The organism is Pseudomonas sp. I2 (genome assembly GCF_040984075.1).
Classification (GTDB): domain Bacteria; phylum Pseudomonadota; class Gammaproteobacteria; order Pseudomonadales; family Pseudomonadaceae; genus Aquipseudomonas; species Aquipseudomonas guariconensis_B.
In genome coordinates this window covers 1-12,167 of sequence record NZ_JBCGFQ010000032.1, presented here as the reverse complement: position 1 = coordinate 12,167, position 12,167 = coordinate 1, and the positions used below count along the sequence as shown (strand labels likewise).

General features: G+C 64.5%; 8 protein-coding genes and 1 rRNA gene. 8 read left to right on the top strand and 1 reads right to left on the bottom strand.

Going from position 1 to position 12,167, the window contains the following annotated elements:
- The first annotated feature begins 580 nt into the window (after positions 1–580).
- The 8 genes from WCE05_RS17040 to WCE05_RS17005 all read left to right on the top strand — a co-directional run bounded on the left by WCE05_RS17040 (position 581) and on the right by WCE05_RS17005 (position 11,809).
- Positions 581–1,357: a DUF3050 domain-containing protein gene (locus tag WCE05_RS17040; RefSeq protein ID WP_368816205.1), complete on the top strand. Its 777-nt coding sequence runs from the start codon at positions 581–583 to the stop codon at positions 1,355–1,357.
- Positions 1,354–2,283 carry a diiron oxygenase gene (locus WCE05_RS17035; protein WP_368816204.1) on the top strand — a complete coding sequence of 310 codons (930 nt, stop codon included), beginning with the start codon at positions 1,354–1,356 and terminating at the stop codon, positions 2,281–2,283. The genes WCE05_RS17040 and WCE05_RS17035 overlap by 4 nt, the downstream gene beginning before the upstream one ends.
- A 10-nt stretch (positions 2,284–2,293) precedes the next feature.
- Positions 2,294–5,716, top strand: coding sequence for an amino acid adenylation domain-containing protein (locus tag WCE05_RS17030; RefSeq protein WP_368816203.1), 3,423 nt, complete (start codon positions 2,294–2,296; stop codon positions 5,714–5,716).
- Positions 5,717–5,747: 31 nt separating this feature from the next.
- The gene (locus WCE05_RS17025) at positions 5,748–6,215 is read left to right on the top strand and encodes an SRPBCC family protein (protein WP_225787708.1); all 468 of its coding nucleotides are present in this window, start codon (positions 5,748–5,750) and stop codon (positions 6,213–6,215) included.
- Positions 6,216–6,476: 261 nt separating this feature from the next.
- Positions 6,477–6,977 (top strand): sigma-70 family RNA polymerase sigma factor, encoded by a 501-nt coding sequence (locus WCE05_RS17020; protein ID WP_225787709.1) that lies wholly within the window; start codon positions 6,477–6,479, stop codon positions 6,975–6,977.
- A 4-nt stretch (positions 6,978–6,981) separates the two neighbouring features.
- A complete protein-coding gene (locus tag WCE05_RS17015; RefSeq protein ID WP_253091487.1) occupies positions 6,982–7,950 on the top strand; it encodes a FecR domain-containing protein in 969 nt (322 codons plus the stop codon).
- Positions 7,951–8,052: 102 nt separating this feature from the next.
- On the top strand, positions 8,053–10,539 hold the full coding sequence (locus WCE05_RS17010; RefSeq protein ID WP_225787711.1) for a TonB-dependent siderophore receptor: 2,487 nt from the start codon (positions 8,053–8,055) through the stop codon (positions 10,537–10,539).
- Positions 10,540–10,624: 85 nt separating this feature from the next.
- Positions 10,625–11,809: a PepSY domain-containing protein gene (locus WCE05_RS17005; RefSeq protein WP_225787712.1), complete on the top strand. Its 1,185-nt coding sequence runs from the start codon at positions 10,625–10,627 to the stop codon at positions 11,807–11,809.
- A 55-nt stretch (positions 11,810–11,864) separates the two neighbouring features.
- On the opposite strand, the gene rrf is transcribed toward WCE05_RS17005, so the two are convergent.
- Positions 11,865–11,980 (bottom strand): 5S ribosomal RNA (rrf, locus tag WCE05_RS17000).
- Positions 11,981–12,167: the final 187 nt, after the last annotated feature.

Below are 12,167 nucleotides of genomic sequence, written 5' to 3'. Positions count from 1 at the left end.
CATTGGCGCTTGCCCACTCCTACGACTCCCCCGCCTTTCTGCCATTGACCATGGCACCCCCAGCCGTTTCGGCACACTCTAGGGCCGGCAACGGTCGCTGATCGCCATCTGGCAGGCCGGATCGTTCGCCTTTCTCCCACCTGCAGAAGGAGTCTGCCACCGGGGCACGCGCCGAAAAGCATCAGCCGCCCCCTCGATAGTCGAATACCCCATATCCCAGTTCACCAGTGCTCCCGAGTGAGGCATTCACTCTTTTAAGTTTTTCCGATCTTATTTATCGGAGGGAGTACACTCGTGCCCAATAAAACTTTCCAGAAGTTTTATCGACACGCTCTTTTCGCCAATAAAGTTGAAAAAATAAAAATATCAAAAAAACGATTGCGCACAACTTTAAGTTTGCTCTAACTTTTCAAACGCCAGCAGCCATGCACCCTGAAACCAAGGCGCTCATGCCCTGCAGGCCTTCTGCATATCGCTCAGCATCGAAACTTCAATCGAGGCATTCGCTCGCCTGAATAAACGTCGACGCTCGACACGCAGGAACAATCCACCCGATGCCACCTCGTTATGGACATTTGCCATGAGCACATTGAAGAGCACACTTTCCAACAAGAAAGCCGAACTTTCCAGGCACCCGCTATTTTCCGAAATCGACTCGCTGGATACCTTGCGCCGCTTCATGGAAACCCATGTATTCGCCGTATGGGACTTCATGTCGCTGACCAAGCGCCTGCAACGGGAGCTGACCTGCGTCAGCCTGCCCTGGCTGCCGCCGGCCGACCCGGCCGCTGCCAGGCTGATCAACGAGATCGTCCTGGGCGAGGAGTCCGATGACCGTCTGGGCCAAGGCCACTACAGCCATTTCGAGCTGTACCTGGACGCCATGCGCGAAGTCGGCGCCAGCACCCAGGCCATCGAACGCTTCATCGAGCTGCAGCAACAAGGCGTCGACCCTGCCACGGCCTTGCAGCGCGCAGGCGCCAGCGAAGCGGCCCGGCGTTTCGTCAGCGACACCCTGCAGGTCGCCTTGCAGGCGCCTGCCCATCGCGTCGCCGCCGCCTTCCTGCATGGCCGGGAAAGCGTGATCCCGACGATGTTCCAGCAGATCCTCGACGCCTGGGGCATCGGCAGCGACCAGGCGCCAACCTTCCGCTACTACCTGCAACGGCACATCGAGGTCGACGCCGAGGACCACGGCCCGGCGGCCGAGCACTTGCTGGCACGACTGGTCGCGCACGATCCGCAGCGTCAGCAAGAGGTCTACGAGGCGGCCATCGCCGCCGTGGACAGCCGCATGGCCCTGTGGGACCGGCTGCGTGCCGCCCTGCAGGCGGAAATCGCCGAGGTCGCGCCATGAAAGCCCACGAATACCGCTCCTTCGCCGAGGCCTGGGAAGAACGCGCGACCATCCGTACCCGGCCACGCCGGCGGGTGGAAGACGATAAACGGCTCATCTATCCGCTGAACCGCCAGCCCCTGGTGCTCGGCGCCACCTTCCAACGCGAATGCCCGCAGTTGCGCGACTTCGTGCTGGTGCAGAGCCTCTACAAGTTCATCAACGACGTGGTGATCTTCGAAACCGAGATCGTCGACCGCACGGCCCGGCGCATCGCCAAGGACCGCTTCGCCGTGCCGTTCCCCTTCGCCTGCCGCTACGACGCCATGACCGTGGTGGTGGACGAGGACTACCACGCCCTGGTGGCCATGGACTTCTTGCAGCAGACCATCGCCCTGACTGGCATCGAACCGATCGACCTGCCTCGGGAGATCGAGCTGAGCCGCGCCATCCCCGCGGCGCTGGCGCAGGTGCCAGTGGTGTTGCGCGATGCCATGGAATTGATCTGCGTGGGCATCGCCGAGAACACCCTGACCGACGATGTCGCCGCCTTCGCCCGCGATGACACGGTCAAGCCTTCGGTCAAGGGGCTGATGGCCGACCATCTGCTCGACGAAGGGCGTCACTCCAGCTTCTGGGCACGCCTGGCGCGTATCTACTGGCAGGCCGCGCCGCAGGCCGATCGCGAGGCCATCGCGCAGGTCTTGCCGGTGTTTCTCGGCCAGTACCTGACCAGCGACATCCAGCAGGCCTTCGACTTCAGCCTGATCGATGCGTTGCCGGTTAGCCAGGCGGTACGCCAGGCCCTGCGCGAAGAGGCCCGGGCGCTGGCCTACCCGATCAACCACCAGCACCCCTTGCTGGGCAACATCCTGCGCTTTTTGCGCAGCAGCTCGATGCTCGAGTCGGCCTGCGTGCAAACCGCGCTGCGCGACTACCTGCCCTGAGGAGACCGCCATGAGACGCCTCGACATACTCCTGGTGGGCACCAGCCCCGCATTGCGCCAGCTTGCCAAGATGCTCGACGAACACGGCCACGGCGCGACCCTGGTCGAAATCCCGGACGCCCTGTCCCTGGCCAGGTCACTGCTGGTGGTAGAAGACGGCACCCTGGCGCTGGACAGCGCCATCTGGCAGCCCTTGGGCGGCACACCGCTGCTCAGGCTGCGCCTGGGCGCCCGTTGCGCCGAACCACTGCCGCGACTGGAACTGCTGTGCTGGTGCGCCAGTGCCAGCACCCAGCGCCTGATCGAGTGGGTGCCGCTGCAGCCGCCAGCCTCCGGCAATGGCCAGCAGCTGCGTGAAGACGCCCTGCAAGCGCTGCGCGAGCTACTGGCCCTGCAGGTCACCCGCTTCGCCCGCAATCCCCAGTACCTGCAACAGGCGCCCACGGTCGGCCCCGGCCTGCAAGAACGCGAACATGACCTGGGGTGGCTGGAATCGCTGGCCTACCGGCACCCGTTCAACCACACGCAGCGCGCCGACCTGCTGGAGCAGGCCGGGGCAGGCCTGGTGGAAGGCCTGGAACAGCGCCTGCGCCAGTTCGCCAACCACCCTGCCCTCAACCGTGACGGCCAATATCACAGCTATCACCAGTTGCATGCCCGCGTCGTCGGTATCCAGCGCGCCTTGCTGCCCCTGTTGCCGGAGGCCGATGGACAGCCTGCAGTGGTCGCGGTGTGCATGGCCAAGTCGCCCGAACTCTATGCCAGCCTGCTGGCGGTACTCGGCTGCGCGGCCATCTACCTGCCACTGGACCCGGCCACCCCGCCCGAACGGCGCCAGCGCATCCTCGAGGATGCCGGCGCCTGCGTCCTGCTGCATGACGGCCAGGACCAGCCGGGGCTGCCCGGCCTGGATGTACGCACGCTGGGCGAGTCGCACGGACATCCCTTGCCCTCATTGCAGTTGCGCAAGGCCTCGGCGGATGCGCCATGCGTGGCCATCTACACCTCCGGCACCACCGGCCAGCCCAAGGGCGTGCTGCTCAGCCAGCGCAACCTTGCTCACTTCATGACCTGGTACGCCGAGCACGTATCGCTGGACGCCCACAGTCGCGTGCTGCAGTTCTCGACCATCGGCTTCGACGCTTCGTTGCTCGACATCCTGCCGACCTTCGCCTGCGGAGCGCAGTTGGTGATCCCCAGCGACGACCAGCGCCGCGACCCGCAACAGCTGGTGCGGCTGATCCATGCCCAGGAGGTCAGCCATGCCTTCCTGCCACCGGCCCTGCTGAGCATCCTGCCCCGTGACGAGCAGCTGGGCCTGCGCCACCTGGTCACCGGCGGCGATGTCTGCGAACCCGAGGTCATCGCCCGCCTGGCCGCGCAGTGCCGGATGCACAACATCTACGGCCCGACCGAAACCACGGTACTGGCGACCACCCGGCTGTTCGCTGCTGGCGACAGCAATCGCAACCTCGGCACACCGATCGCCAACACCCAGGTGCTGATCCTCGACCAGGACCTGCGCCCAGTGCCCGAGCAGACCCCGGGCGAGCTGTACATCAGTGGCCCGGGTGTGGGCCTGGGCTACCTGAACAACCCGGCCCTGACCGCGCAGCGCTTCGTCGAGCTGGCCTTGCCCGACGGCCAGTGCCTGCGCGCCTATCGCACCGGGGACATCGCCAAGTGGGGCGTGGATGGCATCGAACTGTGCGGCCGGCGTGACAACCAGGTGAAGATCCGTGGCTTCCGGGTCGAGCCGGAGGAGATCGAGCACTGCCTGCGCGAAAGTCACCTGTTCGCCCAGGTCGCGGTAGTGATCGACGCCCAGCGCCGGATCCTGGCCTTCACCGCACAACCGGCCCGGGAAGACGCCGAGACGGCCCTGCGCGCCCATGCCGAGCAGCACTTGCCCGACTACATGTGCCCAACGTTCTACCAGGTGCTGGAGCGGATGCCCTACACGGCCAATGGCAAGGTCGACCGACACGCCCTGCAAGCATTGCCGCGCACCCTGCCCGGTAGCCATCGGGTCGTGCCGCGCACGCCCACCGAACAACGCCTGCGCAGCCTGTGGAGTGGCCTGCTGGACCTGCCGGAGGCGGACATTTCCATCGACGACAGCTTCTTCAACCTCGGCGGCCACTCGATCCTGCTCTCGCGCCTGCTGCTGGAGATACGCGAGCAGTTCGACCAGGGTGTGGCGATCAACCACTTCATCGAACAGCCGACCCTGCAGCGCCTGGGCGCCTTGCTCGACGGTACCGGGCGCGACCAGGCAACGCCCCTGGTGCGCCTGGAGCAGGACGCCAATCGCGAGCTGGGCCTGGAGGTGCTACCCGTGGAGTGCCTGGGTGATGTGCACAAGGTCATCGTCACCGGCGCCAACAGTTTCCTCGGCGTGCACCTGGTCGAGGCGCTGCTCGACTGGGGAGCCAGCGAGGTGGCCTGCCTGGTGCGCAGCCGCGATGGCCAGGGCGCCGCCGAACGTTTCGCCCAGGCCGTGGCGGACAATCGCCTGACCCTGGACCGGGGCCGCATACGGGTGTTCGAGGCCGACCTGCGCCAACCGCGCCTGGGTTTGTGCCAGCAGGACTACGACTACCTGGACCGCGAATACGGCGCCCTGCTGCACAACGCCGCACAGGTCAACCACGTGCTGGACTACCAGGCACTGGCCGCCGACAACATCGAGCCGCTGTTCGAGTGCCTGCGCCTGTGCGAAGGCAAGCGCAAGAAGGTCTTCAACTTCGTCTCGACCCTCTCGGCCTGCAGCGCGGTGTCCAGTGACGGCCGCGTGCTGGAGCAAGGCCCGGCAGCGACGCCGCCAGTCTACATCCGCAATGGCTACAACCTGGGCAAATGGGTCGGCGAGCGGATCCTCCAACGGGCGCGTGAGCAGGGCGTATGGGTCAACCTGTTCCGCCCGGGCAACATCACCTTCGACAGCCGTAGCGGCGTCTGCCAACCCCAACACAATCGCCTGATGCTGATGCTCAAAGGCTCGCTGCAACTGGGCCAGGTGCCGGATCTGGACATCGACTTCGACCTCATGCCGGTCGACTTCCTGGCCCGCTTCATCGCCTTCCACGCCAGCGGCCACCAGCCTCGGCAGTGGGTATTCAACCTGCACAACCCCGAGCCGCTGCGCTGGCGCGACTACCTGGCGGCATTCCGCGCGCAGGGCCATGTGTTCGAGCTGGTGGGTATCCGACAGTGGCAGCGCCAACTCGGCCATGTCGATCGCGACAACGCGCTGTTCGAGGTCCTGGGCTTCTACCTGGATGGCTTCGAGGAAGACATCGGCGATATCAGCGCCATCGAGCACCACAACGCCCGCGCGGGGGTACGGCGCATGGGCGCCAGCTACCCGGCCAAGACGCCGCAGCTGCTGCGTCGTGGCTGCCGCTACCTGAGCGACATCGGCTTCATCTGACCCCCTTCATTCACGACAGGAGCAACACGACATGCACGTTCTCGAACCCGATACCCTGATCCGTAATCCGCATGGCTGCCAGGTGGTTTCCAGCGTGGAAATCGCCGCCCCGGCCGCCAGCGTGTGGAACATCGTCGGCAACTTCGCCGGTTTCCCGGTGTTCATCCCAGCGCTGTCGCACATCGACATGACCGGCAGTGGCGTGCGCTCGGTACGCAAGAAGCTGTTCAAGGATGGCAACGTGGTCATCGAACAGTTGAATTCACGCGACGAGCAAGCCATGACCATGACCTGGAGCCTGATCTACACCAGCTTGAACATCGGCAACCTGTGGGCGGCGATGCAGGTCGAGGCGCTCGATGGCCAGCACAGCCGGGCCACCTGGACCATCCAGGCCGAACCCTGGGAGGGCGGCGCCGAGGCGCTGCCTGGGTTCCAGGCATTCCTGCAGGGTTTTGCCGATGAGGCGATGGGGAATGTGCGCACGCTGCTGAGCTGAATGCAGCTCGGCTGGCTACAGGCCACATGAGACAGATGGGGTGCGTCTGTACCGGCCTTATCACGGGCAAGCCGGCTCCCAGGTTCACCACTGCCCTCGGGCCTGGTGGAGTATCTGTGGCGGCCGGCTTGCCGGCGATGGGCTGCAAGGCAGCCCTGTCTCCCCAGGCTCGATATCGATCAGTGACAGTTGCAAAATAATGCCAGCCCGCAAACAATGAGACTAATTATCATTCATACCCTTTGACGCCAGCGCCTCTCCATGCCCTCCAGAGACTCCGTGCACACGCTCTACAGCCATCATCACGGCTGGCTATACAACTGGCTGCGCAGCACACTGGGCAACGCCGCCGACGCGGCGGACCTGGCCCAGGACACCTTCGTGCGCCTGCTACAACGCGAGCAGCTGGAACTCAGCGCCCCACGCGCCTTCCTGCGCACGGTCGCCCGGGGCCTGGTGATCGATCACTGGCGGCGCGAAGAGCTGCAACGCGCCTATCTCGAGGCCCTGGCCCACCTGCCGGAAGCCCAGGTACCGTCAGCGCAAACCCGCGAACTGATGCTGGAGTTGCTCGAACGCATCGCGCACATGCTCGACGGTCTCAAGCCCAAGGTCCGCCGCGCCTTCCTGCTGGCCCAGTGCGAAGGGCTGGGCCACAAGGCGATCGCCGAACAGATGGGCATCTCCCTGCGCTCCGTGGAACGCTACGTGGCAGAGGCGCTGTACCACTGCTACCTGCTGCGCTACGAAGACGGCTGCTGAGACGATGGGCCCAGCACATCCCCCGCCACAGGTCGTCAAGCAGGCCATCCACTGGCTGCTGAGGCTGCGCGAAAGCGGTCACGACCCGGCGCTGGCGCAGCAATGCGAACAATGGCGCAGCACCCACCATGAACATGAACTGGCCTGGCAACGGGTGCTCAGCCTGCACCAGGACCTTGACCTGCGCGCCCTCCCCGCCGCCGGTGTGGCCCTGCGGACCCTGGAGACCAGCCAGCGTCGCTTGCACCGGCGCCAGGCCCTGAAGCTGCTGGGCGGGGTCGCTCTAGTGGGCTCCGCAGCCTGGCTGGGCAAGGACCTCGATGCATTGCACGCCTGGACCTCGGACTACGCCACCGGCACGGGCGAGCGCCGCAGCTTCCAACTGCCGGATGGTTCGCTGCTGCAACTCAATACCCGCAGCGCCGCGGACCTGGCCTTCGACCAGCGGCAGCGGCTCATTCGTCTCAGGCAGGGCGAGCTGATGCTCACCTGCAATGCCTTGCAAGGCCAGGGACGTCCCCTGCTGGTGGAAACCCGCGATGCCTTGCTGGAGGGTTTCGACGGACGCTTCGTGGTACGCCAGGACGCCGATTGCACGCGGGTCAGCGTCAGCCAGGGGAAAGTGGCCATCCACCGCCCTGGCCATGGCCAGTTGCAGTGGATCACCAGCGGCCAGGCTTGGCGTCTGGATACCCAGGGCGCGCAGCAGGTCGAGCAGCAAGCCATGGATGCCAGCGCCTGGGCCGAAGGGCTGATCGTCACCCGTGACATGCGCCTGGCCGATTTCCTCGCCGAAGTGGGCCGGTATCGCCACGGCTATCTCGGCTGCAGCGAGGCAGTCGCCGACCTGCGCCTGTCTGGTGTGTTCCGCCTGGAAGACACCGACGGGCTGCTGGAGTTGCTGCCACAGACACTGCCGGTCAGGCTCCACCAACGCACCCGCTGGTGGGTCCGGGTGGAGCGGATGGGGTGAGTCTGCTCTTTTTTGCAGATTTTTCTGGCGGGTTTTTCTCGAGCGTCCGGCTAGGACAGTAAGCGACTCCTACCAGCCCTTTCGACCCGACGGATATTCTCCATGCCTGACGCTCTGCCCTCGCTGCCCCTCGCGAGTACGAATGATTTTCGACCTGTCCTCAATTCAGCTCGCCTTGGCAAGGCGGTACGCGCCGCGCTGTTCGGCACGGCCCTCGGCCTCGGCAGCGCGCCGCTGCTGGTTCAGGCCGCGGAGCCGACCGAGGTCAGCCAGCAGTATGCGATCCCTGCCGGCAACCTCGACGATGTGCTCAACCAGTTCGCCCGCCAGGCTGGCATCACCCTGTCCAGCACCCCGCAACTGACTGGCGCACTAGAGTCGCCCGGCCTGCAGGGGCATTACTCCACCGACCAGGCCTTGCGCCAGTTGCTCAATGGCACAGGGCTCGAGGCTGTCAGCCAGGATGGCCGCAGCTATGTGCTGCATCCCTTGCCGGAAGACGCGGCGCTATCGTTGCCGAGCACCGATATCCGCAGCTTCACCCTGGGTAACGCGCTAGGCAGTATGGAGGGCTACAACGCCACCCACAGCCAGGTCGCCACCAAGACCAGCATGCCGCTGCTGGAGACATCCCAGTCGGTCTCGGTGGTGACCCGCCAACAGATGGACGACCAGGGCGCGCAGACCGTGGCACAGGCCATGCGCTACACGCCGGGCGTCCTGACCAACCCCTACGGCGCCACCCACCGCTACGACTACGTGGCCATGCGCGGCTTCAACGATGGTTCGGTGGACAACATCTACGTCGATGGCCTGAAGTCCATGGGTGACAACGGCACCTACAGCACCATGCAGGTCGACCCGTACTTCCTCGAGCGCATCGACATCCTCAAGGGTCCCTCCTCCGTGCTCTACGGCCGCAGCTCGCCCGGCGGCCTGGTGGCACTGACCACCAAGAAACCGCTGTTCGACCCATATCGCCAGGTCCAGGCCACGGTCGGTACCCAGGGCCAGCGCGGCATGGGCTTCGACTTCAGCGGCCCGCTGGACGACGACAAGCGCATCGCCTACCGCCTGACGGGTCTGGCAGATGCCTCCGACACCCAGTTCGACCACAACAAGGAAGAGCGCTATGCCATCGCGCCGGCCGTCAGCATCGACTTCAGCGAGGACACCTCGCTGACCTTGCAGGCCTACCTGCAGCACGACCCCAATGGCGGCTATCACGGCGGCAACCCGGCGGACGGCATGTTGCACCCGCGTAACGGCCTGCGCCTGTCCGATCACTTCTTCGAAGGCGAGCCGGACATCGACAACTACGAGCGTACCCAACAGTCGTTCAGCTACCAGTTCGAGCATCGCTTCAACGATGTCTTCACGGCCCGCCAGAACTTCCGCTACCAGGACTCGGACGTGTCGATGGACCAGGTCTACTCGGCCGGCTGGGCAGACAGTACCAGCACGATCCTCAACCGCGCCTATACCGGCGGTGACGAGCGCCTGCATTCGTTCATCGTCGACAACATGCTCCAGGCGGAATTCTTCACAGGCTCGGCCAAGCACACCCTGCTGCTCGGTGCCGACTATCAGCGGCGCAAGGCGGATGTGGCCTGGCGCTATGGCACTGTCGATCCGCTGGATGCCGGCAACCCGCAGTACGGCAACGGCAACTTGCAGGTCCTCGGCGAAAACCGCTACCTGCGCCGCCTGCAGCAGACCGGCGTGTACCTGCAGGACCTCGTCGAACTGGACCAGTGGCGCTTCTCCCTCGGCCTGCGCCAGGACTGGGTGAAGGTGTCCGAGGAAAACCGCGACACCGACAGCAGGGTCAGCGATGATCGCTCCAAGTTCACCACCCGCGCCGGGGTGCTCTACCTGTTCGAAAACGGCATCGCGCCGTATGTGAGCTACTCCGAGTCGTTCAACCCCAACACCGTATCCGACCAGGACGGCCGCCCCTTGGCGCCGACCGAGGGCACCCAGTGGGAGGCGGGCATCAAGTACCAGCCGCCGGGCAGCGACAACCTGTTCACGGCGTCGGTGTTCCGCATCGAGCAAGAGAACCTGGCGTCCAAGCAACCGGACGAAGAGTTCTACCGCGCCGTCGGCGAGGTGCGCTCCCAGGGCCTGGAGCTGGAGGCCCACGTACAGGTGACCGACAACCTCAGGGTACTGGGCGGCTACACCTTCACCGATGTCGAGTACGCCAAGTCGATGCCCAGTCTGGTGTCGGGCAACCTCGACAACAAGGGCAACTCGCCGACCCAGGCGCCGAAGCAGATGTTCTCCTTGTGGGCCGACTATGATTTTCGCCAGGGCCCGCTCGACGGCCTGCGGCTGGGCGGCGGCGTGCGCTATGTCGGCTACAGCTGGGTGGATGCGGAGAACAGCATGAAGGTGCCCTCCTACACCCTGTTCGATGCCTCGGTCGGCTACGACCTGGGCAAGGTCGGGCTCAAGGGCGTGGATGTGCGCCTGAACGCCAACAACCTGACCAACGAGAGCTACATCGCCTCCTGTGCCAGCCTGAACTACTGCTATATGGGCGAGGAGCGCAATGTCAGCGCCACGGTCAGCTACCAGTTCTGACCACTCCCTCCATGTGCTCGAGGCCAGCGCCTGAAACCAGGTGCTGGCTTTTTCGTTTCTGGCGTTTTTCCTGGAGTCCCGACCGATGCGTCAATGCTATGTCTTGTTGCACCGCTACCTGGGCCTGGTGACGGCTGTGTTCCTGGCCCTGGCTGGCCTCACCGGCAGCCTGCTGGCTTTCCACCACGAGCTGGACGAATGGCTCAACCCCAGCTTCTATGAAGCGCCGGCGCTCGGCACGCCGCAGCAACCCGGCGCGCTTGTGGACAAGTTGCAAGCCGAGCATCCGCGCCTGCAGGTCTGGTACATGGAATATCCACAGGAAGCCGGACATTCCGCATTGCTGGCCATGGTGCCGCGCAACGACCCGCGCACTGACCAGCCCTATGCCGAAAAGAACACGGTGTTCTATCTCGACCCCGTGAGCGGCGAGACCCTCGGCCAGCGCTACTGGGGCGAGTGCTGCTTCTCTCGCGAGAACTTCATGCCGTTCATCCTGGAGCTGCACTACAGCCTGACCCTGCCAGGCAACTGGGGCATCCTGCTGATGGGAGTGGTGGCCATCCTCTGGGTGCTGGACTGCTTCATCGCCGTGCTGCTCACCCTGCCCCGCGGGCGGCCGTTCTGGCGCAAATGGGCGACCGCCTGGAAGATCAAGAGCGGGCACGCCTATCGCCTGAACCTGGATATCCACAGGGCCGGCGGATTGTGGCTGTGGCTGCTGCTGTTACCCATCGCCATCAGCAGCGTGGCGATGAACCTGCCGGCACAGGTGTTCAAGCCCGCCGTATCCTTGTTCTCACCCGTCGCGCCAAGCGTCTACGAGGCCCGTGGAGCAATGCCCAAGGACGAACTGGGGGTGACCCTGCTGACCTATCAACAGGCCTACCAGAGGGCCCAGGAGGAAGGGGCAAGGCTTGGGTTGTCCGCACCGATCGGCGAGCTCTACTACAGCTTCGAGTACAACTTCTATGGCGCCGGCTTCGGCCAGCATGACACCGATGCCCACGGCAAGTCTTGGCTGTTCTTCCACGGCACCGATGGGCGTTTGCTGGGCCAGGAGATAGCGGGCCAGGGGACCTTGGGCGAACAGTTCTATCGCTTGCAGCTACCCATCCATGGTGGACGGATCATCGGAACGACCGGCCAGGTGCTGATCGCCATCCTGGGCGTGGCGATAGCGGTGCTCTCGTTTACCGGGGTCTATATCTGGTGGCGCAAGTTGCAGGCACGCCGGATCGGGAAAGCGCGCAAGGCGACAATGGCGTAGGGCCGGAAAAGACAAAGCCCCTGTCCGCATCGCGGACAGGGGCTTTGGATTTGAATCTTGACGATGACCTACTCTCACATGGGGAAACCCCACACTACCATCGGCGATGCGTCGTTTCACTGCTGAGTTCGGGATGGGATCAGGTGGTGCCAACGCTCTATGGTCGTCAAGAAATTCTGTGTGCCGGACCGTCGTGGAGGACGTGCCAGCGAATCTCTGGTCTCTCTACTAAAAGACAAAACCCCTACCTGCTCGCGCAGATAGGGGTTTTGCGAAATGAATCTTGACGATGACCTACTCTCACATGGGGAAACCCCACACTACCATCGGCGATGCATCGTTTCACTGCTGAGTTCGG